Raw genomic sequence first — 25,192 nt, forward strand, 5'->3', positions numbered from 1 at the left:
CGTCATTGAGTCGCGCACTGCGTGGGAGTGACACATGCCAGCCTCGAACGCCTTGTCGACCATCGACAGCGCCCAGCCGCAAAGTTTTGAAATTCGCCCGTTCTCCGGCGCCGTTGGCGCCGAGATCATCGGCCTGGACCTGGCCAAACCGGTCACTGCCGAGGATTTCACCCGTATCCATCGCGCCCACCTCGACCACCACGTGCTGGTGTTCCGTGAACAGCGAATCAGCCCGGAGCAACAAATTAGCTTCAGCCGCCGTTTCGGCGAGCTGCAGATCCATGTGCTCAAACAGTTTCTACTGGCGGGCCATCCGCAAATCCTGATCGTCTCCAATATCATCGAAAATGGTCAGAACATCGGCTTGGGCGATGCCGGTAAATTCTGGCACTCGGACCTCTCGTACAAAGAGCTGCCAAGCCTCGGCTCCATGCTGCATGCCCAGGAACTGCCCAGTGAAGGCGGCGACACCTTGTTCGCCGACATGCACAAAGCCTGGGAAGCGGTACCCGGGGCCTTGCGCAAGGTGGTCGAGGGCCGCAGTGCCGCTCATTCCTACACAGCGCGTTACGCCGAAACCAAGTTCGAAGGCAACTGGCGGCCAACCCTGACCGCCGAGCAACTGGCGCAGGTCAAGGAAGTCATCCACCCCGTTGTACGCACTCACCCTGAAAACGGCCGCCAGGCGCTATTCGTCAGCGAGGGCTTCACCACCCGCATCATCGGCCTACCGGACGATGAAAGCCGCGACGTGCTGCAGCAGCTCTACGGTCTGAGCGTCCTGGAGCAGAACATCTACCGCCACCAGTGGCAGCCACATGACCTGGTGTTCTGGGACAACCGGTCGCTGATCCATCTCGCCAGCGGATGCCCCGCGCATCTGCGGCGCAAACTGTACCGCACCACCATCCAGGGCGATGCCCCGTTCTGACGACTGAGGAATTCATCATGCGTAAATCCATCAGCCGCCTGGCGGCATCTATTGGCCTGGGTGCCAGCTTGGTTCTAGGCAGCCTGGCGGCCCCCGCCGCGGCCCAAGCCGAAGGCAAGATTCGCATCGCCGAGCAGTTCGGCATCGTCTATCTGCTGCTCAACGTAGTGCGTGACCAACATCTGATCGAAAAGCACGGCAAGCAGCAGGGTATCGATATTGAAGTCGACTGGGCCCAGTTGTCCGGCGGCTCGGCGATCAATGACGCACTGCTGTCCGGTTCGGTGGACATTGCGGGTGCCGGGGTTGGGCCGTTGCTGACTGTTTGGGATCGCACTTACGGGCGGCAAAACGTCAAGGCCGTCGCCTCGCTGGGTAACTTCCCGTACTACTTGGTCAGTAGCAACCCGAACGTGAAGACCATCGCCGACATTTCAGACAAGGACCGCATCGCCGTGCCTGCCGTTGGGGTGTCGGTGCAGTCGCGGTTTCTGCAGTACGCTGCCGCCCAGCAGTGGGGCGACGAGCAATACAACCGTCTCGACAAGTACACCCTGGCTGTACCCCACCCGGATGCTACCGCAGCGCTTCTGGCCGGCGGCACTGAGCTGAACGGGCACTTCTCCAACCCGCCATTCCAGGACCAGGCGCTGGCCAACAAGAGCGTGCACGTGGTGCTCAACAGCTATGATCTGCTCGGCCCCAATTCGCCGACCCTGCTGTTCGCCACCGAAAAATTCCGCAAGGACAACCCCAAGACATACAGGGCTTTCGTCGACGCCCTGGCCGAGGCGGCGGACTTTGCCCAGAAGGACAAGGCTGCGGCGGCCGATACCTACATTCGCGTGACCAAGGCCAAGATCGACCGCGACACGCTGATCAAGTTGATCGACAACCCGCAGTACGAGTTCACCGTCACCCCAAAGAACACCTACAAGCTTGCCGAGTTCCTGTACCGGGTAGGCGCCATCAAGCACAAGCCGGCGTCTTGGAAGGATTACTTCTTCCAGGATGAACGCCCGCTGCAGGGGAGCTGATCGATCATGACCGCCCCATTGCCAGGCCACACGGCCAGCAACCTGAGCCGTGATACACCGCCGCCGTTGCTTGAGGTGCACAGCCTTAGCCTCGAGTACCGCACCGCGCAGCGCGTGGTGCGAGCCACCCATCAGGTCAGCTTTGAAGTGGATCAAGCCGACCGGTTTGTCTTGCTTGGGCCCTCGGGCTGCGGCAAGTCCACATTGCTAAAGGCCGTTGCCGGTTTCATCGCTCCCCAGGAAGGAAAAATCCTCCTGCAAGGCCACCCGGTCAGCAGCCCCGGGCCTGATCGCATCGTGGTGTTTCAAGAGTTCGACCAGTTGCCACCGTGGAAGACGGTGAAAGAGAACATCATGTTTCCGCTGGTAGTGTCTGGGCAGCTAAAGCGCGCTGAAGCCCAGGACCGAGCCCTGCATTATCTGGACAAAGTTGGGCTGGCGGCCTTTGCAGACGCCTACCCGCACACCCTGTCGGGCGGCATGAAGGCCCGAGTGGCAATCGCCCGGGCGCTAGCGACCCAGCCAAAGATACTGCTGATGGACGAGCCTTTCGCAGCGCTCGACGCACTGACCCGGCGCAAAATGCAGGAAGAGCTCCTGCAGCTATGGGAGGAAGTGCGCTTTACGCTGCTGTTCGTTACCCATTCCATTGAGGAGGCGCTGGTGGTGGGCAACCGCATCCTGTTGCTCTCCCCACATCCAGGGCGAGTCCGGGGGGAGGTGCATAGCCACCAGTACGACCTTGGCAGCCTTGGCGCTGCGGACTTTCAGGCCAGTGCGCGGCGTATCCACCGCTTGCTGTTCGACGAAGCGCAAGCCCCAGAGCAGCCCACCGATCTGAGCTTCAACGATATCCGCATAGCCTACTGACAGGAATTTGCCTCATGATTTCGAGACCTGTGCGCCAGGAATACGAGGTGCAGCTGGAGCCACTGCTCAGCGTACCTGTAGCGCGTAACCTACCTGTGGCACAGCGCTTGTGGCAGCACGGCTGGCTGCGCAAGGCGGTGATCCTGCTGGTGCTCGCATTTTTTTGGGAAGCGATCGCCCGCTACCAGGACAACGACCTGCTGCTGCCTACTTTCCTGCAAACCGCCGCCGCGCTGTGGGACGGCCTGGTCAGTGGTGAACTGCCGGCCAAGGTTGGCGTATCGCTGGTGATTCTGCTCAAAGGCTACGTACTGGGTATCGTTCTGGCCTTCGGCTTGACCAGCCTTGCCGTATCGACCCAGCTTGGCCGCGACTTACTCGGCACTCTGACCTCAATGTTCAATCCGCTGCCGGCGATCGCCTTGCTGCCGTTGGCACTGCTGTGGTTCGGGCTGGGTGACAACAGCCTGATCTTCGTACTGGTCCATTCGGTGCTGTGGGCACTGGCGCTCAATACCTACGCGGGCTTTCTAGGCGTGTCGGAAACCTTGCGCATGGCCGGGCGCAATTACGGCCTCAAAGGCCTGCGTCTGGTGCTGCACATCCTGGTGCCAGCTGCCTTGCCGTCGATTCTCTCCGGGCTGAAGATCGGCTGGGCGTTCGCATGGCGTACCCTGATCGCCGCCGAGCTGGTGTTCGGTGCCAGCAGCGGAAAGGGTGGGCTGGGTTGGTACATTTTCCAGAACCGCAACGAGCTGTATACCGACAAGGTGTTTGCCGGGCTGGCGGTAGTGATTCTCATCGGCCTACTGGTGGAGGGGCTGGTGTTCAATACTGTGGAGCGGCTGACCGTGCGGCGTTGGGGGATGCAGCGTTAATGAGGAAAGCTGGTAATGGCCCTTTCGTTACTCGACGAATAGCAGGGCCCTCGGGGGGGCTTTGCGCAGCTAATTACCAGGTGAAAGAGGGTTTGTTAGCGTCTTGTCGTGATTTTTGATGGATAAACGGCCTAACTCAGTTTGTATCCAGATACTGCGCAGCAGCCTCTAACAGTGTTTTGGATATCTCACTACGAAGTTCGCTGGGCTGTTCAATCACCACGCCTGCCCCCTGACTAAGTACCCACAAGCGCAGTGCACATCCATCTTCCACGGTGGCCGTTAGCCGGTGGCCCTGCTCCAGGGCGGTCAATTGCATGTCTGCGCTCAAAGGCGCTTCGCGCAGCTGTCGAGCCAAGGGGTCGCTGACCCAGGCCAGTATCTCGATTCCTTCACCGGGCACTGGCTGAAGCGAATCACCTCGCAGGTACCCTTGCAGATCGAAGTTGCCGCGCACTTCGCCTACTACACTGGCCGACCAATGCCAGCCAAATGGAATGCTCTTGTCATTGCGATCGAGCGGAAAAATCAGCGACAGCTCGTTCAGATCGCGCTCGACCGTGCGCTTGCTGACAGTGAAGCCTACGTCACGCAGGCGCCACACCAATTCGGCACTCGTAATGCCGGGGGAGCGGTGGGGTAGCTGACGCAGCAACGCCCATTGGCGGCTGAGGGTGGCGCGGGTGCTGGCGAACGGCAAAAGATAACGTCCTTGTCTAGGCTTGCCACATCAGGATGGCGGCTGGGGCGGGTCATGGCAATTAGCCATAACTGGTTAGGATCAAGGAATACTCATTTGGTTGCCTTACCAAGATTGTTCGCGACAGGTTTTGACGTGGCGTCGCGCAGAATCATCCCTCGTCACAGCCGTGGTCGGGCCTGTGGGTCGTTCAATGAGGATGAACATGTCTGCTGCCAGCAATATCCATTCGCTGCTCGCCCGTCTTCTGCCTGAGCAGATCAATTGCCCACCAGCATCGCCCGGAAGGCGACAGCGGCAGTTCGTAGGGGTTGGTCTACCCAGCCAGCGGGCTTTATTGGTCAACCGACTGGACGAGGCCCACGACCTGCAGGTGATCTATGCCGACCTACGCCAGCAGGCGCTGGCCGGTAGCGTGGCAGCTCTCAACGATCTGGGCTGGATATGGCTCAACGGCAAATATTGGCGGGCCGACACCGGGCTGGCGGGGCACCTGCTGCGCATGGCGGCGCTGCAGGGAAATGCAGCGGCTTGGTTCAACCTGGGGCAGCAGCACTACTTCGGCAAGGGCGTTGCAACCTCCTACGTGCAGGCCGAGGCGTGTTACCGGCAGGCCTTCGAGCGGGGCTTACTGCATGCCGCTGCTGCGCTGGGTGACCTGTACGAAGAAGAAGTCTGCGATGCCGCGCTGGGCTGGCAGGTGGACATGGATCAGGCCTACCAATGGTTTTTCCGCGGCGCCGAGGAGGGTGAGGCGCGTTGCCGGTTCGAAGTGGGTTACCGTTTGTTGCATGGCCTACATGTGAACCCAGACACCAGGGCAGCGTTGTACTGGCTGGAGCTTGCAGCGGCAACCGGCGTAATACAGGCGGCCGAGGAGTTGGCTGTCCATTTCAGCCGCGGGGATGACGCGCGTTACCGAGATTGGCGCGACCGGGCAGTGCAAATGGGTAGCAGCTTGGCCTTGACCATGAAGCTGGAGGATCAAGTTCAGCCCTGATCGATCAGTTGTTGGTGCGGCCGTTCGTAGGTTATCCGTTCATCCAGCTATACACAGTACCCAGGCCTGAGGTGTCTGCAGGAGCGGATTTACTCACGCAGGGCGGCAACCTGAAAACCAGCATGTGATCGACGCCTGTCGTCGGTCGCGGTTGACGACAGGGGGAGGCACAGGCGTATATTGATAGTTAGCAAACTATGAATATCCTTGGTTCTCTGAATGTCTATTGACTCCCTGCGCCTGCAAGTCAGCAGTGGCATGGTAGTGGCCGCCCGCCACTGGCGGCGGATCTGCCACAACGCACTGATTGGCTACGGCATCTCCGAAGCCTGCGCCGCACCGCTGTTGATGATCGTGCGTCTGGGCGACGGCGTGCACCAAGTGGCCGTCGCTCAGGCGGCCGGCCTGGAAAGCCCGTCGCTGGTACGCCTGCTTGATCAGTTGTGCAAGGCTGGGCTGGTCTGCCGTAGTGAAGACCCCCTCGACCGCCGCGCCAAGGCTTTGAGCTTGACTGCCGAAGGCCGACGCCTGGCCGAAGCCATTGAGGCTGAACTGGTACGCGTGCGCCATGAGGTGCTCAAAGGCATCGACGAGGCCGACCTGCAAGCTGCTCTGCGTGTGTTGCGAGCCTTCGAGGCCGCTGGCCTCGGCACCGCCGGTGGCGTGGCATGAACGGTTTCTTCAGCTCAGTCCCGCCGGCTCGTGACTGGTTCTACGGGGTGCGCACCTTCGCCGCATCGATGATCGCCTTGTACATTGCGCTATTGCTGCAGTTGCCGCGTCCGTACTGGGCCATGGCCACGGTTTACATCGTCTCGAGCCCATTCGTCGGGCCGACCAGCTCCAAAGCACTGTACCGTGCGCTGGGCACCTTGCTCGGTGCCGCCGGGGCGATCTTCCTGGTTCCACCCTTGGTGCAGTCGCCATTGCTGTTGAGCATCGCCATTGCCTTGTGGACCGGCACCTTGCTGTTTCTTTCGCTGAACTTGCGCACGGCCAACAACTACGTGCTGATGCTGGCCGGCTACACCTTGCCAATGATTGCCTTGGCGGTCGTCGACAACCCGTTGGCGGTGTTCGATGTGGCATCGTCTCGGGCTCAGGAAATCTGTTTGGGGATCGTCTGCGCAGCAGTGGTCGGGGCGGTATTCTGGCCGCGCCGGCTGGCCCCTGTGGTGGTCGGTGCTACCGGCAACTGGTTCAGCGAAGCGATTCGCTACAGCGATACCTACCTTTCCCGCGATGCCAGCGCCGACAAAGTCGGGGGCATGCGTGTCGCGATGGTGACCACCTTCAATTCGCTGGAGTTGATGATCGGCCAACTCGGCCACGAAGGCGCGGGCCCGCACACCCTCAAGAACGCGCGTGAATTGCGCGGACGGATGATCCACCTGTTGCCGGTGATCGATGCCCTCGACGACGCACTCGTCGCCCTCGAGGGCCGCGCTCCGGCTCATTTTGCCCAGCTTCAACCAGTGCTCGAAGCAGCCCGGCAGTGGCTCAAGGGCACTGCCGACAGTGCCTCGGTGGCGCGTTGGGCTAGCCTGCACGAGCAGATCGACCGCTTGCAGCCGGGCGCTGCGGCGCTTGATCAGCGCGCCGAGTTGCTGCTGTCCAACGCGCTTTACCGGCTTACCGAGTGGGCCGACCTGTGGCAGGACTGCTGTTCGCTGCAGCATGCGCTGCGCACTGACGACGCCAAGCCCTGGCGTGCGGTGTACCGGCATTGGCGGCTAGGCCGGCTGACTGCGTTCTTCGACCGAGGGCTGATGCTCTATTCGGTGGCCTCCACGGTGCTGGCGATCATCGTCGCGTGTGGCCTGTGGATCGGCCTTGGCTGGAACGATGGCGCCAGTGCGGTGATTCTCGCAGCCGTGTCGTGCAGTTTTTTCGCCGCCATGGACGACCCAGCACCGCAGATCTACCGGTTCTTCTTCTGGACCTTGATGTCGGTAATCTTCTCAAGCCTTTACCTGTTTCTGGTGCTGCCCAACCTGCACGACTTCCCGATGCTGGTGCTGGCCTTCGCCGTCCCGTTCATCTGTATCGGTACGCTGACCGTCCAGCCGCGCTTTTATCTCGGCACCTTGCTGACCATCGTCAACACCTCGACCTTCATCAGCATCCAGGGTGCCTACGACGCTGACTTTTTCACCTTCCTCAACGCCAATCTGGCGGGCCCCGTGGGCCTGCTGTTCGCTTTCATCTGGACCTTGGTGATGCGCCCGTTCGGTGTCGAGCTGGCAGCCAAGCGCATGACTCGCTTCGCCTGGCGTGACATCGTCGGCATGACCGAGACCGCGACGCTGGCCGAGCACCGTCAGGTCGGGGTCCAGATGCTCGACAGGCTGATGCAGCACTTGCCGCGCCTGTCGCAAACCGGCCAGGACAGCGGTGTTGCGCTGCGCGACTTGCGTGTGGGGCTGAACTTGCTCGACCTGCTGGCCTATATGCCGCGGGCTAGCCAGCAAGCTCGCGCCAGGCTGCGCACGGTCATCGAAGAAGTGGGCGCGCACTACGCGGCTTGCTTGCGTGCAGGGGAGCGCCTGCATGCGCCGCCCGCACTGCTGCGCAACATGGAGCGTGCGCGCCTGGCGCTGAACCTGGATGAACTCTACGAACGCGGCAATGCCCGTACCCATCTGCTGCACGCCCTGAGCGGCCTGCGCCTGGCGCTGTTGCCGGGTGTAGAGGTGATGCTCGAGCCTGCCGAACAACCGCAACTGCCCCCCGGGCTGGATGGAGCGCCCCTGTGATCGGTGAAGTGGATATCAGTGGGGTCTTCCTGCCCACACTGCTGGTGATGATGTTTGGCACCTACCTGCTGTTTCTAGGGGTGCACGCGGTGCTGCTGCGCCTGCATTTCTACCGCCTGGTCTGGCACCGGGCGCTGTTCAACGTTGCCCTGTATGCCGTGCTGCTAGGCGCGGTGGATCATTTTTGCCGAAGCCTGATGCTGCCATGAAAAAACCTTTATTGACCTTGGGCCGTGTGGTCCTGACTTTGCTGGTAGTGACTTTCGCCGCAGTGCTCGTGTGGCAGATGGTGGTTTACTACATGTTCGCCCCTTGGACCCGTGACGGCCACATCCGCGCTGATGTGATCCAGATCGCCCCGGATGTGTCCGGGCTGATCCAGAAGGTCGAGGTACGCGACAACCAGACCGTCAAGCGCGGCGACGTGCTGTTCACCATCGACCAGGACCGCTTCACGCTGGCATTGCGTCAAGCCAAGGCGACCCTTGGCGAACGCCAGGAAACGCTGGCACAGGCCTCCCGCGAAGCGCAGCGTAATCGCAAACTGGGCAACCTGGTGGCAGCTGAGCAACTGGAAGAAAGCCAGTCCCGTGAAGCCCGCGCACGCTCGGCGGTCAGCGAAGCCCAGGTGGCGGTGGACACCGCACAGCTCAACCTGGACCGCTCGGTAGTGCGTAGCCCGGTAGATGGCTACCTGAACGACCGTGCTCCGCGCGACCATGAATTCGTCAGCGCCGGGCGCCCAGTGCTGTCAGTAGTCGATAGCGCTTCGTACCACGTCGATGGTTATTTCGAAGAGACCAAGCTCGGTAAAATCCACGTTGGCGACGCTGTGGACATCCGTGTGATGGGGGACAACACGCGTTTGCGTGGCCACGTGCAGAGCTTTGCTGCCGGTATTGAAGACCGTGATCGCAGCAGTGGCAGCAATCTGTTGCCCAACGTCAACCCGGCGTTCAGCTGGGTGCGCCTGGCCCAGCGCATTCCTGTGCGTATCGCTTTCGACCAAGTGCCGCAAGACTTCCGCATGATCGCCGGGCGCACCGCCACGGTATCGATTCTTGAGGGCGAGCGCCCATGAAACAGTTGGTCCTGGCAGGGTTCTGCCTGTCTTTGGGGGCGTGCATGATGGTCGGCCCCGATTACCAAGTGCCCAAGGACGCCGCGGTACAGCGCAGCGATCTCAACGGCCCACTGCGCCAGGATGCCGACAGCGTGGTGTCGGCGCCAGTGCCCGAGGACTGGTGGCAGTTGTACCAGGATCAGCGCCTCAATGAGCTGGTGCGCCAGGCTTTGCGTGCCAACACCGAGCTGCGCGTAGCAGCGGCCAATATCGCCAAAGCCCGGGCCCAGGTCGAAGTGGCCGAGTCGCAGGGTGGCTTCAATGGTGGCATCAAGGCTGGCGCCCAGCGGCTGCAAGAGTCCGGCCAAGCCTTCTTGCTCCCAGAAAAAGTGCCTGTGGCCAACATCGGCGAGGCGATCATCAGCGCGTCGTACCAGTTCGATCTGTGGGGCACTTTCAAGCGCGGCACCGAGGCGGCCAAGGCCAATGCCGATGCAGTGCAGGCTGCGGCCGACACCGCGCGTATCACCTTGGTGGCTGACGTAGTCAAGGCTTACACCCAAGTGTGTTCGGCTAACGAGGAATACCACATCGCCCGCGAGTCCCTTGACCTGCAGCAGCAGAGCGTGACACTCAACCAGCGCCTGCGCGATGCGGGCCGCGGCGATGAAACTCAGGTCACCCGCTCGCAGACCCAGTTCAAGTCATTGCGCGCCGAGTTGCCGCGTTTCAAGGCTGAACGCGAAACGGGCCTCTACACCCTTGCGGCGCTGCTCGCCCAGCCTGTGGACAAGTTGCCCGCTGGCACCGCAGATTGCGCCGAGCTGCCGCGCCTTGCCCAGCTCGTGCCTGTGGGTGATGGTGCGGCTCTGCTCAAGCGGCGGCCGGACGTACGCCAGGCTGAACGGCAGCTGGCTGCCGCCACCGCTGAAATCGGCGTCGCCACCGGTGCGCTGTATCCGGATATCAGCATCGGGGCTCAGGTGGGCACAATCGGTATTCTCGAAGACCTTGGCGACCCGTCGACCAACCGCTGGGGTTTCGGCCCGCAGATCAGCTGGAGCATCCCCACCAACGGCACCCGCGCCCGCATTCGCATGGCCGAGGCGTCCACTCAGGCCGCCTTGGCGCATTTCGACGGCGTTGTGTTGAACGCTATCCGCGAAACCCAGACGCGTCTGGCGCAGTACAGCGCCCTGCTGGACCGGCGTGACGCACTGGTGGAGGCTGCGCAGTCGGCAAAGGAAGCGGCGGACCAAACGCATCGGTTCTACCAGGCGGGGCGCGCCTCGTTCCTGGCGGATTTGCAGGCGACCCGTACATACACCGATGTGCGCTCACAGTTGGCGGCGGCCAACAGCCAAGTGGCACTGGGGCAGATTGGCGTGTTCCTGGCCTTGGGTGGCGGCTGGAAGGACGCTGCCAGGCGTTGACTGCACGCTCCCCGAACTGCCTGGGGCCTAGCCTCAGGCAGGTGCAATCAATCCGCGTCAGAGTCAAACAACCGCGCCAACTCTACTCGCGCCTCCATGGCTGTCTGCATGACCTTGGCACGGTCATCGCGGACCAATCCCTGGGCTTGCAATACTTCTTCATCATGCTGGGCAAAGCGCTCGATGCGATCGGCCGCCTGCTCATTGCTCAAGCCAAGCCCGACCAGCGCTCTGCGGGTCATCTCCAAGCTTGAATAGAATGTTTCGCGAATCGGCTCGGCACCGACATCGGCCAGCTTGTGCACGTGCTGGCGATTGCGTGCCCGGGCCAGCACTTTCAAGTGTGGATATTGGCGTTTGACCCGTTCCGCTGTATGGATCGCCGCTTCAGGATCGTCGATGGTGATGATCAAATACTCAGCCTCGCCCACCTTGGCCGCATGCAGTACCTCGGGGCGCAAGGGGTCGCCGTAGAACACGGGTACCTGTTCGAACATGCGCGTCATTTCGATGGCGTCCACCGAGGTTTCCAAGGCAAGGAAGGGGATTTTCTGCGCCCGCAGAATGCGCGCCACGATCTGGCCCATGCGCCCCATGCCGACGATCACCACCCGCGGCGTGCCGGCGTCGATGGCTTTGTACTGCTCGGGTACCTCTCGCGCTGGTTGCGGGCGCTTCAGGGCGCGGGCGCAGGCAAGCATCAACAGCGGAGTGATGGCCATTGAAAGGGTGATGGTCATCAGCAGCAGGTCGTAGGTCTGGGTATCGAACAAGCCTTGATCCTTGCCCAACTTGAACACTACGAAGGCAAACTCCCCGCCAGCGGCCAGCACCATGCCCAAGCGCAGTGCGCTGGCGCTGTTCAGGCCGCCAGCCAGGCGCCCCACGCAAATCAGCAGCACTAGCTTCACGGCAACCAGCAGCAAGGTCAGGCCCAGCAGCACCCAGGGCATCTCAAGCAGCAGGCTCAGATTGGCACCCATGCCCACACTGATGAAGAACAGCCCAAGCAATAGGCCCTTGAACGGCTCGATCTGCGACTCCAGTTCGTGCCGGTATTCCGAGTCGGCCAAAAGCAAGCCTGCCAGGAAGGCTCCCAAGGCCATGGAGATGCCAGCTTCTTCCATCAGCCAGGCAGTACCGATGACCACCAGCAAAGCGGTGGCGGTGGATACCTCCGGCAGCCCGGTGCGGGCCACTGTGCGAAACACGGGGCGTAGTAGGTACCGGCCACCGATAATGACCACGGCGATACTGGCCAACACCCTTAGCCCATGTTGCAGGCTGTCGCCGTTGCTGCTGTCCGGGCCACTGGCGGCCAGCAGGGGCACCAGGGCGATCAGAGGGATAGCGGCGATGTCCTGAAACAGCAGGATGGCGAACGCCAAGCGGCCATGAGGGGCGTTGAGTTGTTTGTTTTCGGCCAGGCTTTGCAGGCCGAGGGCGGTGGACGACAAGGCCAGGCCCAGGCCGAGCACGACGGCTGCCGACAGCGACTGACCGAAGCCGAACAGCGCGATGGCACCGAGCACAGCGCCTGTCAGCAGCACCTGGGCAGCTCCGACGCCAAACACCGCCTTGCGCATCAGCCACAGGCGTTTGGGCGACAGCTCCAGACCGATGATGAACAACAGCAGGACCACGCCCAGCTCGGAAATGTGCGCAACGCTTTCGGTATCACGGATCAAGCCAAGCGCCTGGGGGCCAATGGCTACTCCGGCAAGCAGATAACCGATTACGGCGCCCAGTTGCAGGCGTTTGGCCAATGGGACGGCAACGACTGCGGCTAGCAGAAAAATTACCGCAGTCTGTAGAAGGCTGCCTTCGTGTGGCATTGGCTCGTACTCCATGAGCTGCCGGGGCAGCGATTGAACAAAGTTGCGGACCATTCTGGCGGTTGAGCACGGTTCAAACAATCTGCTGCCACGGAGAAACATTGTCCCTTCTAAGGTGACAATTAGAACTTCAGGTACGCCGTGCTTGGGATCTAGCTGCTCCCCGGCCTGTACTGCAATGCCTCGGCGAGGTGCCCTTTGCCGATCGACTGGCTGCCGTGCAAATCTGCCAGAGTACGGGCAACCTTCAACAACCGGTGCGCCGCACGTAAAGAAAGACTCAACCGTTCACAGGCGCTTTCCAGCCACGCTTGATCCGTCGCTGAAAGCGGACAATGTTGCCGCAGCCCCTCCAAGTCCAGAAACGCATTGGCGCAGCCTTGTCGCCGTTGCTGCACATCTCTCGCCTCGGCCACCTTGGCGGCCACATCGGCGCTGGTCTCACCGCTCGGCTGGTGGTTGAGCGTAGTGGTTTCGCGGGCGACGGTCAGGTGCAGGTCGATGCGGTCCAATAGCGGGCCTGACAGCTTGTTGCGGTAGCGTGCAATCTGCTCGGTGCTGCAGCGACAGCGACCAGTGGGGTCGCCTAAATAGCCGCAGGGGCAGGGGTTCATGGCAGCAACCAACTGAAAGCGCGCCGGGAAACGCACCTTGTCGCGAGCCCTGGCAATCACGATTTCGCCCGACTCCAGGGGCTCGCGCAGCACTTCGAGTACGCGCCTTTCAAATTCCGGCAGCTCGTCAAGAAACAGCACGCCATGGTGCGCCAGGGTGATCTCGCCAGGCTGTGGCCGGCTGCCGCCGCCAACCAACGCAGGCCCCGAGGCTGAGTGATGGGGGTGGCGAAAGGGCCGCTGCGGCCAGCTACTCAAGGGCGTGTGGCCACTGACTGATTGAATCGCCGCCACTTCCAGCGCCTCATGCTCGTCCAGGGGAGGCAACAGGCCAGGCAGACGGCTGGCGAGCAAGGTCTTACCCGTGCCGGGCGGGCCGGTGAAGAGCAGGTTGTGTGCCCCGGCTGCGGCCAGCAGCAAGGCCCGCTTGGCCGCAATTTGGCCTTGGACCTCGCTCAGGTCGGGATAGGGCTGCTGTTGCAGAACTAGGCCGTTGGCGGCATAGGCTGGCAACGGCACCTGGCCATTGAGGTGGGCCACCAACTCCAGCAGGTGGCCCACTGCATAAACCACCAACCCGCCAGCCAGGCTGGCTTCTTCGGCGTTTTCCCTTGGCACCACCAGCGCCCTGCCGGCCTGGCGTGCCGCCAGCGCTGCCGGCAACACACCCTGCACAGGGCGCAGCTTGCCAGACAGGGCCAGCTCGCCCAGGCATTCCAGCTCCGCCAGGGCTGGCAGCGGCACCTGGCCATCGGCAGCCAGAATGCCCAACGCGATGGCCAGGTCATAGCGCCCGCCGTCCTTGGGCAAGTCGGCAGGTGCAAGGTTCTGAGTGATGCGCCGCTGCGGGTAGTTCAGCCCGGAGTTCACGATAGCGCTGCGTACTCGGTCTTTGCTTTCTTTGACCGTGGTTTCCGGCAAGCCCACCAGAGTGAGATGGGGCAGGCCATTGGCTAGATGCGTTTCGACGCTGACCGCTGGGGCTTGTACGCCGACCTGAGCGCGGCTATGAACGAGGGCGAGGGACATGGACGCTCCTTGTTAGCAGAAACTGCCGCTTCCTGCGGCAGAGCAAGCATAGAGCCCTCAAGGTAAGGGAGGCGGTTGAAAGTGAGTCACGGCATGTCTCGCGAGGTTCTGAGCCTGCTGAGCACGCAGCGAACCCAAACGCCACCTCGTCCTCAGAATCGATAAATACTGGATCCAATACTTTGCGAAGCGCCTAGCTATGGCTTAGTGTTCATTAGCGACCTGTATTGCCATTGGATGGCAATACGACCTTTAAATGGACTTTAAGGTACAGCCCGTGCAAACCCTAATTCGCACCCGTCAACAGATCCGAGAACGGGTACAGGCCTCTGAATTCGCTGAACTGAACCGCCTGTTCGATGCACTTCAGGTTCAGTGGCGGCAGGCACCTCCCGGTGAGTGCCCTGCCTACCTCGAGGCGATAAAAGGCTACATGCTCGATCCTGACCTGCAGGGCGACAAGGCCCTGACCCACACCATCAACGCGTGGATCGAGGCATGCCCGCGGGCCTATCATCCCCAGGTGGTGATGGGCTTTCACTGTTTGAGCCGAGCCTGCCACATTCTCGATCAGGCCGGCCCGCGAAAGGTTTGCGCAGAGCGCTGGCTGGCTGCCGAACAGGCCTGTGAGCAGGGCGCTGCGCACTTTTTGCGGGCGATGCATCGCAGCACTCAACCGGTGGCCGCGGTGATTGGCATGCTGCACATCAGTGCATACCTGCGCGAGCCCGGCTGGTTGGTCGAGTTGTTCGCAGGGCAGGGGGCGCGTGATCGGCCCAGCCTGCACGCCGATGTGGAAGTGCAAGAGGCCGCTGCTCCGCTGTTGGTCAAATATGGCCTGGCCCCCTTGCTGGAGCTGCCCCAAGCATTGCCGTCCGGGTTGAGCCCTCGCCTGCTCGGGCAGGCGGAAAATGCTCGGGACTACTGGCTGCGCCAGGCTCTGGCTTGGTTTCCCGGCTGCTTCGAGGCGGTCGAGGCCTACGCCTCTTACCTCACGCCCCGATGGGGCGGCAGTGATGCGGCGGTCGACGCACTGGCCAGCGGCCCGCTGTGTCAGGGTTGGCCAGAGGCGCTGCGCAATGCGATTCGCTGGCTGGCCGTAGAGGACACTTTTTCGTTGCCGCAGGTCGCTGCCTGGCACAGCACCTTCGGCCAATGGGCCGAGCGCGAACTCAGGCCCAGGGAGCGTGCGACCCTGCTGGCCCGGCGGGGCGCCTTGCGGCGCAATACGATGCAGGATTATCCCGGCGCGATGCGCGATTTCGTCGATAGCGTCGCGCTTTACCCTGAACAAGGTTACCTCCCGGCCATCGGCGCATCCTTTCATAGCCTGGTGTGCCTGGCGCTGTTCAACGAGGCAGAAGACGCTGCACAGCTACTGCACAGGGTGATTGAGCGCCTGTGCGACGACCGTCGGCAGCCGGCGGCCTATGCGTTGCGGGCTGTGGGTCATCGCTTTGGGCTATGGGGTTTCGTGCAGTCTTGCGAACAGGCCCACCATTGGCTGCAATGGGCGGTCAAGCGCCCAAGCGGGCAGCACGAGTGGGGCTTCGAGGTGCTGGATGTACCACGCCTGCTCTGGGCTGCGAACATGCACGACGCAGCGTATTTTCTGTACGAAGGCTGCGCACAGTTGAAGCTTTCGGATGCAGCCATTGCACTCTACGATCTGCACCGGGGCTGGCTGGGCAATACGCCAAAGCACTACCTGAGCAATAAAGCTGCCGAACATTGGTTATTGCGCGCAGCCCAAGCAGGGCATCCATTGGCCAAGTTCAACCTGGCCTGTCAGCGAATGGCGCTTGCGCAAGGGCTGGAGGACCGCAAGGCAATGCTGGTGGTCAAGCGGTTTCTGCTGGACGCTGTCATTCATCCGCCGATCCATGCCAAGGCGCAGTTACAGCTGGGTATCTTACTGCGTCAGTATGGGGATACGTCTGAGCGCGTCCAAGCAGTCGGCTACCTGCTGGCGCTTAGCGAGCATCGTGACACCGGCATTGCTGCGCGCGCCTGTGCTGAACTCGGGCTGGCCTGGATGCAGGGCTACGGCACGCGAAAACAGAGCCGCTTTGCCGCTATCGAATGGGCCAATCGCGCCGTGGCACTGCAGTCCAACGACCCACTGATCGAAGCGATACAGGCAGAGATCCGTAACTCCCACAGCCGCGTCAAAACCCTGTTCACTGTGTGCGGCGCAGCGTTGTTTCGGGGCGACCTGCAGGCCTGCGAACTGCCGCCCAAGGTTACCGGCCAGCACCGAGCTTCGGCTTGATCCAAGCCCAGGCCGGCGCTTACTCCTGGGCTGCGGGGGCGAGTCGGGCTTCCAGCTCTGCGACCTGTTTCTCGAGGGCCTCCAGGCGAGCACGGGTGCGTGCCAAGACGACCATCTGGCTATCGAATTCTTCGCGGCTTACCAGGTCCAGCTTGCTGAAGGCACCTTGCATCAGCACCTTGAACTGGCTTTCCAGTTCGGCGCGAGGCTGGGCGGTGTCGCTGCTGAACAGGCGCGAGGCCTGGTCGCTCAGGGCGTCGAGAAGGGCTTTGGGCGCGAGCATGGTTCGGCTGTCCACTGATACTGAGAAATGGCCCGCAGTGTAACACGGGCCAACTTGGCACTTGATTACGCATCGCCCGGTATATGCGGTGCACCAGGCTGCTGCACTTTATTTGAGCAGCGCGCCCAATCAGCGCGCACCGAAATTGTGCATGATTGCCATAGTGGCGACTGGCCAAACCTCGGGAATTCACATAACTCGCTGTTTTGCAGCGCTTTAACGGAACTGGCAAGGTTTCTGCAATGACCTCTGCGAGCCATGCACTGATGCAGTTCCTTGTGACCAGGCAGTGCGCACGCGGAGCCGGATGCCGACGACGCGTTACAAAGCCAACCGCTGCGCTTAGACTTGAGACGGGTTTGTTTTCCTGGGGCAAGTCCACCAAATCGGGAGAGAGTTTCATGAAGCTAGTCACAGCCATCATCAAGCCGTTCAAGCTGGACGACGTGCGCGAGTCGCTGTCGGAAATCGGCGTGCAGGGCATTACCGTCACCGAAGTCAAAGGTTTCGGCCGGCAGAAGGGCCACACCGAGCTGTATCGCGGTGCGGAATATGTGGTCGACTTCCTGCCTAAGGTGAAGATCGACGTCGCCATCGACGACAAGGACCTTGATCGAGTGATCGAAGCCATCACCAAGGCGGCCAACACCGGCAAGATCGGTGACGGCAAGATCTTCGTGGTGAATCTGGAGCAGGCGATCCGCATCCGTACCGGCGAAACCGATACCGACGCGATCTAAAGCGCCGAACAAAGCCTCACCAAACCCAACGCCCCAGGAGAAAACAACATGACTCTGCGTAAGATCGCAGGGCTAGGAGCCCTATTGTCCCTCGTAATGCCCGGGCTCGCCCTGGCAGAGGAAACAGCCGCCCCGGTGCTGAACTCCGGCGATACCGCCTGGATGCTCACCTCCACAGCGCTGGTGCTGTTCATGACCATTCCAGGCCTGGCCCTGTTCTACGGCGGCATGGTGCGTTCCAAGAACGTGCTGTCGGTGATGATGCAGTGCTTTGCCATCACCGGCCTGATCAGCATTCTCTGGGTCATTTATGGCTACAGCATGGCCTTCGATACCGCTGGTATGGAAAAGGGCGTGCTGAACTTCAATTCCTTCGTCGGTGGCTTCTCCAAGGCGTTCCTCAGTGGTGTAACACCCGAGAACCTGACCTCGGCTACCGCGCTGTTCCCTGAAGCGGTATTCATCACCTTCCAGATGACCTTCGCCATCATCACCCCGGCGCTGATCGTCGGTGCCTTTGCCGAGCGCATGAAGTTTTCGGCGATGCTGGTGTTCATGGGCATCTGGTTCACCCTGGTCTACGCCCCGATCGCCCATATGGTCTGGAGCGGTGACGGTGCACTGATGTGGGATTGGGGCGTGCTCGACTTCGCCGGCGGCACCGTGGTGCATATCAACGCCGGTATCGCAGGCCTGGTCTGCTGCCTGGTACTGGGCAAGCGCAAAGGCTACCCGACTACCCCAATGGCGCCTCATAACCTGGGCTACACCTTGATGGGCGCGGCCATGCTGTGGATCGGCTGGTTCGGCTTCAACGCAGGTTCCGCCGCCGCCGCCAACGGCACCGCTGGCATGGCCATGCTGGTGACTCAAATCGCTACTGCCGCGGCTGCGCTGGGCTGGATGTTCGCCGAGTGGATCGGTCACGGTAAGCCGAGCGCGTTGGGCATTGCCTCGGGTGTGGTCGCTGGCCTGGTTGCCATCACCCCGGCTGCTGGCACCGTGGGCCCGATGGGCGCGTTGGTGATCGGCCTCGCCTCGGGCGTAATCTGCTACTTCTGCGCTACCACCCTCAAGCGCAAGCTGGGTTATGACGATTCGCTCGACGCTTTCGGCGTGCACGGCGTTGGCGGCATCATCGGTGCCATCCTCACCGGCGTATTCGCGGCACCGGCCCTGGGCGGCTTCGGCACGGTCACCGACATCGGTGCTCAGGTCTGGGTACAAGCCAAGGGCGTGATTTTCACCGTCGGCTATACCGCCATCGTCACCTACGTGATTCTCAAGGTGCTGGATATGGTCATGGGCCTGCGGGTCAACGAAGAAGAAGAGTCGGTCGGCCTCGACCTGGCTCAACACAACGAACGCGGCTACAACCTGTAATCGCAAGCTGCTAAAAATTTGCCCGGTTCGCCGGGCATTTTTTTGCCTGTTTTTCAACATTTGCCGCAGTGCAAACGGTTTATCCGCCACGTTCGCGACGTAGGCCAAAAACTTACAAGTCACAGGGCGTTTATGGAGCTTTGCTTTTTCCACGGGCGCGCTAGAATGCGCGCCGAGGGCTGTTTGACAAGGCCCGCGCGCTTCGCCAGCCTTTTGCTAGGCTTGCCAATAGCGTGTGGCCACTAGGGCGCCCAAAAATTTCCCAGGCCTGCCAACTGCAGGTTCTGTGGGGGCAAAACCTCCCATCAGGAGCCCCGCCCCCAAGGCAGTGGCCAGCCTACGGCCAGTTGAATTTTCGCTGGTGGCTGCCGGTCTACGGCTGCACCGGTCTATAACTAACCTGCTTTTTGCAAGTCATGAGGTAGAACATGAGCGACGACGATCTGGAAAATGATGACCTCGAAGTAGGCGACGAAGACGAGGCCGATGACGGCCTCGAAACGGCCGCCGATGATGTTGCCGAAGACGCTGGCGATGACGACAGCAGTGCGGCTCCGGTTGCCAAGGGCAAATCCAAGGCTGCCGTCTCGGTAGACGAAATGCCGAGCGTGGAAGCCAAGCAGAAGGAGCGTGATGCCCTGGCCAAGGCCATGGAAGAGTTCCTCGCTCGCGGCGGCAAGGTCCAGGAAGTCGAAGCCAACGTTGTCGCCGATCCGCCCAAGAAGCCGGACAACAAATACGGCAGCCGCCCTATCTAGTGGCTGCGCTAGAAAAGCCCGCCGTCGCTGCGGGCTTTTTTTTGTCTGAATTTCAGCCAGGTAAGTGCATCAGCACTGTCAGCGCCAGCGCGCAAGCACCTCGGGTAGCTGCGACAAACGCTGGATTTCTGCATCTGGAGCTTGCTCGCCAGCCCAGGCCTTGCTCTGCGGGTTGAACCACACTGCACGCAGCCCGGCGCGTTGGGCGCCAGCAATATCGTCGCCTGGGTGATCGCCGACGTGCACCGCGGCGCTGGCCTCAACCTCGCCACGCTTTAGCGCCTCGATGAACGGCGCCGGGTCCGGTTTGCCGATACCCAGGTCTTCGGCACAAAGTGCAAAGCGGAAGTAATCCGCCAAACCCAGCCGGCGCACATCGGCGTTGCCATTGGTGATCACGCCCAAAGTGTAATGCTGGCGCAGGATCTCCAGCAGCGGTTGTACCTCGGGGAACACTTCTACCTGATGGCGGGCATGCAAGAACACTTCGAAGCCTTCGTTGGCCAATGCCTGGGCCTGATTTTCGCTGTAGCCAACCGCCTTCAAGGCGTCTAACAGCACACGTCTGCGCAGGGCGCTGATGCGATGTTTAAGGCCCGGCTCGGCCTGTACCAGGCGTTCGCGGATGGCGAACAAATGTTCAACCGGCACACTCGCGAGCATGGGCGCGTTGGCTTCGAGCCAGTCGCGCAGCACGATCTCGGCGCTGGCAATCACAGGCGCGGTGTCCCAAAGGGTGTCGTCGAGGTCGAAAGTGATCAGCTTGATGCTCATGAGTCTTTGCCTTTGCTGCGTTTGGCCCGAGGGTGGGCGCTGTCGTACACCGCGGCCAAGTGTTGGAAGTCCAGGTGGGTATAGATCTGTGTGGTGCTGATGTCGGCGTGGCCGAGCATTTCCTGCACCGCTCGCAGGTCCTGGGACGATTCCAGCACATGGCTGGCGAAAGAGTGGCGAAGCATGTGCGGGTGCAGGTGCTGGCCCAGTTCACGCTCACCGGCGGTCTTTACCCGCAGCTGGATCGCGCGCGGGCTCATGCGCTTGCCCTGGCGGGTAATGAACACTGCGCTGTCGAGTGGACCACCGATACCGCGCAGCTTGAACCAGGCCTGCAACGCCTCGCGGGCCTTGCGGCCGACCGGCAGCACTCGGGTCTTGCTGCCCTTGCCCAGCACCTGCACAAGGCCTGCGGCCAAATCGAGCTGTTCGAGGTCAAGATTGTTCAGCTCCGACAGACGCAGGCCGGAGGAGTAGAACAGTTCGAGGATCGCCTGGTCGCGGCGAGCGATGAAGTCGTCGTCGACGCCGCCGTCGAGCAATTGCAGGGCGCGGTCAGTGTCCAGCACCTTGGGCAGCCGGCGCTCGCCCTTCGGTGCGCTCAGGCCCGTGGCCGGATCATGCTGGCACAGGCCCTCGCGATTGAGGTAGCGGTACAGGCCGCGCACCGCTGAGAGCAACCGCGCCAGGCTGCGCGAAGACTGCCCATGGTGGTGCTGGCGGGCGATGAGCTGGCGCAGTTGTGGCGCTTGCAGCGCGCCCCACCCGCCGATGCCTTGGCTGTTGCAGTATTCGATGACCTTGTCGAGGTCGCGGCGGTAGGCCAGCAAGGTATGTTCCGACACCTGGCGCTCGTTGCGCAGGTGAGCGCAATAAGCCTCCAGCTGGCTTTCCATCAGCGTACCGAGCGCAGCGGTTGGGTGACGCGGGGGACCACACGGCCAAGTACCTCGGCGATATAGCCAAGGAACAGAGTACCCACGCTGCTCTTGTAATGTTGAGGGTCGCGACTACCGATGGCCAGCACCCCATGCAGCCCCTGATATTCCAGCGCTGCGACCGCGCTGGAGCCTACCTCCTGCTGCTGGTCTTTGCCGAACAGGAAGGCCAGTTCATGTTCGCGCAGGTTGCCACTGACCGTCTTGCCGCCGCCTAATAGGCCGCCGATGGCTTGCTGGGCTTCGGCATTGCTCACCCAGCGGCCGACCGGCGCCGCGTGGTCGCCAAAGAGGATCAGGCTGACGAAGGGCACCTGAAACTCCTGGCGAAGGCTGTCTTCGACGGCCATCACCACTTCTTCTAGGCTCGCGGCATCGAGCAGGTCGAGAATCAGCCGACGGGTCTTGTCGAATAGCCTGTCGTTGTCGCGGGCCACGTCCATCAGTTGCGACAGGCGATGGCGCATCTCGATGTTGCGGTCGCGCAGCAGCTTGAGCTGGCGTTCCACCAGCGACACGCTGTCGCCGCGCTGGTGAGGGATGCGTTGCTCGACCAGCAGCTCGTCGTGCTCGGCGAAGAAAGTCGGGTGGGCACGCAAGTAGGCGACCACCGCTTCGGCGTTGAGCTCGTTGGGCTGCTGGGATACTGGCTGATCGGTCATGGCGGTTACTCGCTTAGAGACGAACCTGTCCTTCGAAAACCCGCACGGCAGGGCCGGTCATCAACACGGGCTTGCCCGGGCCAGCCCATTCGATGTTCAGGCGCCCACCCGGTAGGTCGAGGGTTACGGGTGAGTCCATCCAGCCCTGGCTGATGGCAGCCACGGCCGCGGCACAGGCACCGGTGCCGCAGGCACGCGTCTCGCCGGCACCACGCTCCCATACTCGCAAGTTGGCGCGGTGGCGGTCGATGACCTGAAGGAAACCGGCATTCACCCGCTGCGGAAAGCGCGGGTGGTTTTCGATTTTAGGACCCAGTTCATGGACCGGCGCCGAGTGCACATCATCGACGCGCAACACGGCGTGGGGGTTACCCATGGATACGGCGGCTATCGAATGCGACTGGCCGTCGACGTCGAGGGGGTAGCTCAGCGCCTGTTCATCGGCGATGAACGGGATATCTGCCGGAACGAAGCGCGGCGGGCCCATGTCGACACACACCTGGCCGTCGTTCTGCACGTCCAGTTCGATGATGCCGCCCTTGGTTTCCACGCGGATACGCTTCTTCGCAGTCAGGCGCTTATCCAGCACGAAGCGGGCGAAGCAGCGCGCACCGTTGCCGCACTGTTCGACCTCAGAGCCGTCGGCGTTGAAGATCCGGTAGCGGAAATCCACTTCCGGATTGCTTGGCGCCTCGACGATCAGCAGTTGATCGAAGCCGATACCGGTATGGCGATCGCCCCATTGCTTGGCGTGCTTGGGCTGGATGTGTGCGTGCTGACTGACCAGGTCCAGGACCATGAAGTCGTTGCCCAGCCCATGCATCTTGGTAAAGCGCAGCAGCATGGGTTCACTCCGGCAGCAGGCTTTCGCCAGCGTACAGTTCGGCGATGGTTTCGCGGCGACGGACTTCGAAAGCCTGCTCGCCGTCGACCAGGATTTCCGCGCAACGGCCACGGGTGTTGTAGTTGGAGCTCATGACGAAACCATAGGCGCCCGCCGACTGCACCGCCAGCAGGTCGCCTTCGACCAGGTTCAATACGCGGTCTTTGGCGAGGAAGTCGCCGGTCTCGCAGATCGGCCCGACCAGGTCATAGGCACGGCCTTCGCCGGCCCGCGGGCTGACCGCGCTGACACCCATCCAGGCCTGGTACAGGGCCGGGCGGATCAAGTCGTTCATCGCCGCATCGATGATGGCGAAGTCTTTGTGTTCGGTGTGCTTGAGGTATTCCACGCGGGTCAGCAGGGCGCCGGCGTTGGCCACGATGTAGCGGCCAGGCTCGAATACCAGGGCCAGGTCGCGGCTGCCGACGCGCTCGCGGATGGCTTTGATGTAGTCCGCCACCAGTGGCGGCTCTTCGTCGCGATAGCGCACACCAACGCCGCCGCCGAGGTCCAGATGGCGCAGGTGGATGCCGCACTCGGCCAGGCGATCTACTAGGGCAAGCAGACGGTCGAGGGCATCGAGGAATGGGTCGACGGTGGTCAATTGCGAACCGATATGGCAGTCGACACCGACCACCTCCAGGTTCGGCAACTGTGCGGCGCGCACGTAGATCGCTTCGGCATCGGCGATGGCGATGCCGAACTTGTTCTCTTTCAGGCCGGTTGAGATGTACGGGTGGGTGCCGGCATCGACGTCCGGGTTAACGCGCAGTGAGATCGGGGCGATCTTGCCCATCTGGGCAGCAACCACTTGCAGACGCTCGAGCTCGTCGGTGGATTCGACATTGAAGCAGTGAACGCCGACTTCCAGAGCGCGGCGCATGTCTTCGCGGGTTTTGCCGACGCCGGAGAACACCACGCGATCGGCTCGCCCGCCAGCGGCCAGCACACGCTCCAGCTCACCACCGGAGACGATATCGAAACCCGCGCCCAAGCGCGCCAGTACGTTCAGCACGCCAAGGTTGGAGTTGGCTTTGACGGCGAAGCACACCAGGTGCTCGGTGCCTTGCAGGGCATCGGTGTAGCTGCGGTACTGGGCTTCGATGTGTGCGCGCGAGTAAACGTAGGTGGGGGTGCCGAAACGTTCGGCGATGGCCGACAGGGCCACGCCCTCCGCGAACAGTTCACCGTCGCGGTAGTTGAAAGCGTTCATCTGATTTCCTTACTGCTCTGGCGTCTGCTCGGGCTCAATGGGCTGCTCGTCTTGCGGTTGGACCGCAGGCGCGTGCTGGTGCTGGTGCGAGCTTTTCGGGCCTTTGCCGTCTTTGCCGTCTTCTGGCAGATACAGAGGGCCCTTCTGACCGCAGGCCGAAACGAGGCAGGCAACCGCGACCAGCGCCGCGAGCGAGGAAATCAGGCGCTTCATGGGTGAAATCCTTTGAAATATGCAGTATTGCGCCCGAGTATACCGAGCGACCGGTGGATTGCCTATGCAAGAGCCGATCCGTCGGGCGGGCTATGCTTAGCTGCCATTAGCGTGACTGGTGGCGGCGCCTGGAGGGCTAAACCTTTGCATTCAGTGCTCGGCGCCCGTATCTTGCCGGGCTTGCCCGTAAAGCAGCCAATTTCGAGGTTCTTGCAATGAGTTTGAGCGAAGCGCGTTTCCATGATCTGGTCGACGCCACCCAACAGGCCTTGGAAGACCTGTTCGACGAAAGCGGCCTGGACCTGGACATGGAAAATTCGGCCGGCGTGCTGACAGTCAAGTTCGAAGGGGGGGCGCAGTTGATCTTCAGTCGCCAGGAGCCGCTGCGTCAGCTGTGGCTGGCTGACCGCTCCGGAGGCTTTCACTTCGACTACGACGAAGAGAGCGGCAAGTGGGTGTGCGAGAAGAGCGAGGAGCTCTTGGGCGAGATGCTCGAGCGTATTGTCTGGGAGCGGGCCGGCGAAAAGCTGGACTTCGACGAGATCTGACATGGCAAGCCAGGCGCGGCCGCCCAAGCCGCTGTACAGCAATGTAAGCCCTGCGGTGCCTTCACCCTGCATCAGCGTGTGCAGGCTCGATGAGCAGCGGGTCTGCACCGGCTGCCACCGGCACGTCGAGCACATTCGTGAATGGCGTTCGGCCGACGACGAGCGCCGCCGGCAGATTTGCCGCGAGGCCCAGGCGCTGCGCGCACGGGCTTGAGTATTTGCCCGGCTGTGGTAGTGTCGGGCTATGCGTCGGTGACGCGAAAGCATCCACAAACCCCGCCCTTGGGCGTAATGCTGTTCACTTAAGCCTAGAGGCTCGGCGTGAGCTCTTCGGTGGAGCGCAGATCGAGCGCCGCCCGCGCGGCGCATCGCGAGCTGC

26 protein-coding genes are annotated in these 25,192 nt (G+C 62.0%); 16 read left to right on the forward strand and 10 right to left on the reverse strand.

Annotated elements, in window-relative coordinates; translation table 11 throughout:
* Nucleotides 1-34 precede the first annotated feature (34 nt).
* Genes ACK59H_RS19100 through ACK59H_RS19115 form a run of 4 tightly spaced genes read left to right on the forward strand, consistent with a single transcriptional unit; the run spans nucleotide 35 to nucleotide 3,716 of the window.
* Nucleotides 35-931, forward strand: coding sequence for a TauD/TfdA family dioxygenase (locus tag ACK59H_RS19100; RefSeq protein ID WP_060479972.1), 897 nt, complete (start codon nucleotides 35-37; stop codon nucleotides 929-931).
* A gap of 17 nt (nucleotides 932-948) precedes the next feature.
* Complete coding sequence (locus ACK59H_RS19105) at nucleotides 949-1,968, forward strand: ABC transporter substrate-binding protein (RefSeq protein ID WP_060479971.1); 1,020 nt, start codon at nucleotides 949-951, stop codon at nucleotides 1,966-1,968.
* Between the two features lie 6 nt (nucleotides 1,969-1,974).
* Nucleotides 1,975-2,838, forward strand: a complete 864-nt coding sequence (locus ACK59H_RS19110) for an ABC transporter ATP-binding protein (protein ID WP_060479970.1) — start codon at nucleotides 1,975-1,977, stop codon at nucleotides 2,836-2,838.
* A 14-nt stretch (nucleotides 2,839-2,852) separates the two neighbouring features.
* Nucleotides 2,853-3,716, forward strand: coding sequence for an ABC transporter permease (locus ACK59H_RS19115; RefSeq protein WP_060479969.1), 864 nt, complete (start codon nucleotides 2,853-2,855; stop codon nucleotides 3,714-3,716).
* 136 nt (nucleotides 3,717-3,852) lie between these two features.
* Here the strand turns inward: ACK59H_RS19115 and ACK59H_RS19120 are convergent, their stop codons facing one another.
* Nucleotides 3,853-4,416, reverse strand: a complete 564-nt coding sequence (locus tag ACK59H_RS19120) for a WYL domain-containing protein (protein WP_060479968.1) — start codon at nucleotides 4,414-4,416, stop codon at nucleotides 3,853-3,855.
* Between the two features lie 205 nt (nucleotides 4,417-4,621).
* On the opposite strand from ACK59H_RS19120, the gene ACK59H_RS19125 reads away from it, so the two are divergent.
* The 6 genes from ACK59H_RS19125 (at nucleotide 4,622) to ACK59H_RS19150 (ending at nucleotide 10,668) form a co-directional block, all read left to right on the forward strand.
* Entirely contained in the window at nucleotides 4,622-5,416 is a 795-nt protein-coding gene (locus tag ACK59H_RS19125; protein WP_060479967.1) for a tetratricopeptide repeat protein, read from the forward strand.
* A gap of 219 nt (nucleotides 5,417-5,635) precedes the next feature.
* Nucleotides 5,636-6,088 (forward strand): MarR family winged helix-turn-helix transcriptional regulator, encoded by a 453-nt coding sequence (locus ACK59H_RS19130; protein ID WP_060479966.1) that lies wholly within the window; start codon nucleotides 5,636-5,638, stop codon nucleotides 6,086-6,088.
* Nucleotides 6,085-8,172 (forward strand): FUSC family protein, encoded by a 2,088-nt coding sequence (locus ACK59H_RS19135; RefSeq protein ID WP_409264789.1) that lies wholly within the window; start codon nucleotides 6,085-6,087, stop codon nucleotides 8,170-8,172. Before ACK59H_RS19130 ends, ACK59H_RS19135 begins: the two co-directional genes overlap by 4 nt.
* Nucleotides 8,169-8,381, forward strand: a complete 213-nt coding sequence (locus ACK59H_RS19140; RefSeq protein ID WP_060479964.1) for a DUF1656 domain-containing protein — start codon at nucleotides 8,169-8,171, stop codon at nucleotides 8,379-8,381. Before ACK59H_RS19135 ends, ACK59H_RS19140 begins: the two co-directional genes overlap by 4 nt.
* Entirely contained in the window at nucleotides 8,378-9,253 is an 876-nt protein-coding gene (locus ACK59H_RS19145; RefSeq protein ID WP_060479963.1) for an HlyD family secretion protein, read from the forward strand. The genes ACK59H_RS19140 and ACK59H_RS19145 overlap by 4 nt, the downstream gene beginning before the upstream one ends.
* Nucleotides 9,250-10,668, forward strand: coding sequence for an efflux transporter outer membrane subunit (locus ACK59H_RS19150; RefSeq protein WP_060479962.1), 1,419 nt, complete (start codon nucleotides 9,250-9,252; stop codon nucleotides 10,666-10,668). The genes ACK59H_RS19145 and ACK59H_RS19150 overlap by 4 nt, the downstream gene beginning before the upstream one ends.
* A gap of 47 nt (nucleotides 10,669-10,715) precedes the next feature.
* Here ACK59H_RS19150 and ACK59H_RS19155 read toward each other — a convergent pair whose 3' ends face one another.
* Together ACK59H_RS19155 and ACK59H_RS19160 are read right to left on the reverse strand one after the other, a co-directional pair.
* Nucleotides 10,716-12,503 (reverse strand): monovalent cation:proton antiporter-2 (CPA2) family protein, encoded by a 1,788-nt coding sequence (locus ACK59H_RS19155; RefSeq protein ID WP_060479961.1) that lies wholly within the window; start codon nucleotides 12,501-12,503, stop codon nucleotides 10,716-10,718.
* Between the two features lie 152 nt (nucleotides 12,504-12,655).
* On the reverse strand, nucleotides 12,656-14,146 hold the full coding sequence (locus ACK59H_RS19160) for a YifB family Mg chelatase-like AAA ATPase (RefSeq protein ID WP_409264790.1): 1,491 nt from the start codon (nucleotides 14,144-14,146) through the stop codon (nucleotides 12,656-12,658).
* 277 nt (nucleotides 14,147-14,423) lie between these two features.
* Here ACK59H_RS19160 and ACK59H_RS19165 point away from each other — a divergent pair, with 277 nt between their 5' ends.
* Nucleotides 14,424-16,418: a DUF4034 domain-containing protein gene (locus ACK59H_RS19165; protein ID WP_060479976.1), complete on the forward strand. Its 1,995-nt coding sequence runs from the start codon at nucleotides 14,424-14,426 to the stop codon at nucleotides 16,416-16,418.
* Between the two features lie 19 nt (nucleotides 16,419-16,437).
* On the opposite strand, the gene ACK59H_RS19170 is transcribed toward ACK59H_RS19165, so the two are convergent.
* On the reverse strand, nucleotides 16,438-16,701 hold the full coding sequence (locus tag ACK59H_RS19170; protein ID WP_060479960.1) for an accessory factor UbiK family protein: 264 nt from the start codon (nucleotides 16,699-16,701) through the stop codon (nucleotides 16,438-16,440).
* A gap of 401 nt (nucleotides 16,702-17,102) precedes the next feature.
* On the opposite strand from ACK59H_RS19170, the gene glnK reads away from it, so the two are divergent.
* The 3 genes from glnK (at nucleotide 17,103) to sutA (ending at nucleotide 19,582) form a co-directional block, all read left to right on the forward strand.
* Nucleotides 17,103-17,441: a P-II family nitrogen regulator gene (gene glnK, locus ACK59H_RS19175; RefSeq protein ID WP_002555808.1), complete on the forward strand. Its 339-nt coding sequence runs from the start codon at nucleotides 17,103-17,105 to the stop codon at nucleotides 17,439-17,441.
* Between the two features lie 48 nt (nucleotides 17,442-17,489).
* A complete protein-coding gene (locus ACK59H_RS19180; RefSeq protein WP_060479959.1) occupies nucleotides 17,490-18,824 on the forward strand; it encodes an ammonium transporter in 1,335 nt (444 codons plus the stop codon).
* Nucleotides 18,825-19,252: 428 nt separating this feature from the next.
* Nucleotides 19,253-19,582, forward strand: coding sequence for a transcriptional regulator SutA (gene sutA, locus ACK59H_RS19185; RefSeq protein WP_060479958.1), 330 nt, complete (start codon nucleotides 19,253-19,255; stop codon nucleotides 19,580-19,582).
* Nucleotides 19,583-19,660: 78 nt separating this feature from the next.
* Here sutA and ACK59H_RS19190 read toward each other — a convergent pair whose 3' ends face one another.
* From ACK59H_RS19190 to lptM, 6 genes are read right to left on the reverse strand one after another with little or no spacing between them, the layout of a single operon-like run.
* Nucleotides 19,661-20,356 carry an HAD family hydrolase gene (locus ACK59H_RS19190; RefSeq protein WP_060479957.1) on the reverse strand — a complete coding sequence of 232 codons (696 nt, stop codon included), beginning with the start codon at nucleotides 20,354-20,356 and terminating at the stop codon, nucleotides 19,661-19,663.
* Nucleotides 20,353-21,252, reverse strand: coding sequence for a tyrosine recombinase XerC (gene xerC, locus ACK59H_RS19195; protein ID WP_060479956.1), 900 nt, complete (start codon nucleotides 21,250-21,252; stop codon nucleotides 20,353-20,355). The genes ACK59H_RS19190 and xerC overlap by 4 nt, the downstream gene beginning before the upstream one ends.
* Nucleotides 21,252-21,956 (reverse strand): DUF484 family protein, encoded by a 705-nt coding sequence (locus ACK59H_RS19200; RefSeq protein ID WP_060479955.1) that lies wholly within the window; start codon nucleotides 21,954-21,956, stop codon nucleotides 21,252-21,254. The genes xerC and ACK59H_RS19200 overlap by 1 nt, the downstream gene beginning before the upstream one ends.
* A 13-nt stretch (nucleotides 21,957-21,969) precedes the next feature.
* Nucleotides 21,970-22,800, reverse strand: coding sequence for a diaminopimelate epimerase (gene dapF / locus ACK59H_RS19205; RefSeq protein WP_060479954.1), 831 nt, complete (start codon nucleotides 22,798-22,800; stop codon nucleotides 21,970-21,972).
* 4 nt (nucleotides 22,801-22,804) lie between these two features.
* Entirely contained in the window at nucleotides 22,805-24,052 is a 1,248-nt protein-coding gene (gene lysA / locus ACK59H_RS19210) for a diaminopimelate decarboxylase (RefSeq protein ID WP_060479953.1), read from the reverse strand.
* 9 nt (nucleotides 24,053-24,061) lie between these two features.
* Nucleotides 24,062-24,265, reverse strand: a complete 204-nt coding sequence (lptM, locus tag ACK59H_RS19215) for an LPS translocon maturation chaperone LptM (protein WP_060479952.1) — start codon at nucleotides 24,263-24,265, stop codon at nucleotides 24,062-24,064.
* Nucleotides 24,266-24,480: 215 nt separating this feature from the next.
* On the opposite strand from lptM, the gene cyaY reads away from it, so the two are divergent.
* Together cyaY and ACK59H_RS19225 are read left to right on the forward strand one after the other, a co-directional pair.
* Nucleotides 24,481-24,813 (forward strand): iron donor protein CyaY, encoded by a 333-nt coding sequence (gene cyaY, locus ACK59H_RS19220; RefSeq protein ID WP_016489767.1) that lies wholly within the window; start codon nucleotides 24,481-24,483, stop codon nucleotides 24,811-24,813.
* 1 nt (nucleotide 24,814) lies between these two features.
* On the forward strand, nucleotides 24,815-25,027 hold the full coding sequence (locus ACK59H_RS19225) for a DUF1289 domain-containing protein (RefSeq protein WP_060479951.1): 213 nt from the start codon (nucleotides 24,815-24,817) through the stop codon (nucleotides 25,025-25,027).
* The last annotated feature ends 165 nt before the right edge of the window (nucleotides 25,028-25,192 follow it).

It is taken from the genome of Pseudomonas sp. KCJK9000, from assembly GCF_046230725.1.
Taxonomy (GTDB): Bacteria; Pseudomonadota; Gammaproteobacteria; order Pseudomonadales; family Pseudomonadaceae; genus Aquipseudomonas; species Aquipseudomonas promysalinigenes.

Bases quoted from the DNA above. Each gene is read 5' to 3' on its own strand.
- ACK59H_RS19135 (WP_409264789.1), top strand. From the start codon at position 6,085: ATGAACGGTTTCTTCAGCTCAGTCCCGCCGGCTCGTGACTGGTTCTAC.
- lptM (WP_060479952.1), bottom strand. From the start codon at position 24,265: ATGAAGCGCCTGATTTCCTCGCTCGCGGCGCTGGTCGCGGTTGCCTGC.
- ACK59H_RS19190 (WP_060479957.1), bottom strand. From the start codon at position 20,356: ATGAGCATCAAGCTGATCACTTTCGACCTCGACGACACCCTTTGGGAC.
- ACK59H_RS19145 (WP_060479963.1), top strand. From the start codon at position 8,378: ATGAAAAAACCTTTATTGACCTTGGGCCGTGTGGTCCTGACTTTGCTG.
- dapF (WP_060479954.1), bottom strand. From the start codon at position 22,800: ATGCTGCTGCGCTTTACCAAGATGCATGGGCTGGGCAACGACTTCATG.
- lysA (WP_060479953.1), bottom strand. From the start codon at position 24,052: ATGAACGCTTTCAACTACCGCGACGGTGAACTGTTCGCGGAGGGCGTG.
- sutA (WP_060479958.1), top strand. From the start codon at position 19,253: ATGAGCGACGACGATCTGGAAAATGATGACCTCGAAGTAGGCGACGAA.
- ACK59H_RS19110 (WP_060479970.1), top strand. From the start codon at position 1,975: ATGACCGCCCCATTGCCAGGCCACACGGCCAGCAACCTGAGCCGTGAT.
- ACK59H_RS19155 (WP_060479961.1), bottom strand. From the start codon at position 12,503: ATGCCACACGAAGGCAGCCTTCTACAGACTGCGGTAATTTTTCTGCTA.
- ACK59H_RS19100 (WP_060479972.1), top strand. From the start codon at position 35: ATGCCAGCCTCGAACGCCTTGTCGACCATCGACAGCGCCCAGCCGCAA.
- glnK (WP_002555808.1), top strand. From the start codon at position 17,103: ATGAAGCTAGTCACAGCCATCATCAAGCCGTTCAAGCTGGACGACGTG.
- ACK59H_RS19105 (WP_060479971.1), top strand. From the start codon at position 949: ATGCGTAAATCCATCAGCCGCCTGGCGGCATCTATTGGCCTGGGTGCC.
- ACK59H_RS19225 (WP_060479951.1), top strand. From the start codon at position 24,815: ATGGCAAGCCAGGCGCGGCCGCCCAAGCCGCTGTACAGCAATGTAAGC.
- ACK59H_RS19125 (WP_060479967.1), top strand. From the start codon at position 4,622: ATGTCTGCTGCCAGCAATATCCATTCGCTGCTCGCCCGTCTTCTGCCT.
- ACK59H_RS19115 (WP_060479969.1), top strand. From the start codon at position 2,853: ATGATTTCGAGACCTGTGCGCCAGGAATACGAGGTGCAGCTGGAGCCA.
- ACK59H_RS19180 (WP_060479959.1), top strand. From the start codon at position 17,490: ATGACTCTGCGTAAGATCGCAGGGCTAGGAGCCCTATTGTCCCTCGTA.
- ACK59H_RS19150 (WP_060479962.1), top strand. From the start codon at position 9,250: ATGAAACAGTTGGTCCTGGCAGGGTTCTGCCTGTCTTTGGGGGCGTGC.
- ACK59H_RS19130 (WP_060479966.1), top strand. From the start codon at position 5,636: ATGTCTATTGACTCCCTGCGCCTGCAAGTCAGCAGTGGCATGGTAGTG.
- ACK59H_RS19200 (WP_060479955.1), bottom strand. From the start codon at position 21,956: ATGACCGATCAGCCAGTATCCCAGCAGCCCAACGAGCTCAACGCCGAA.
- ACK59H_RS19160 (WP_409264790.1), bottom strand. From the start codon at position 14,146: ATGTCCCTCGCCCTCGTTCATAGCCGCGCTCAGGTCGGCGTACAAGCC.
- ACK59H_RS19170 (WP_060479960.1), bottom strand. From the start codon at position 16,701: ATGCTCGCGCCCAAAGCCCTTCTCGACGCCCTGAGCGACCAGGCCTCG.
- xerC (WP_060479956.1), bottom strand. From the start codon at position 21,252: ATGGAAAGCCAGCTGGAGGCTTATTGCGCTCACCTGCGCAACGAGCGC.
- cyaY (WP_016489767.1), top strand. From the start codon at position 24,481: ATGAGTTTGAGCGAAGCGCGTTTCCATGATCTGGTCGACGCCACCCAA.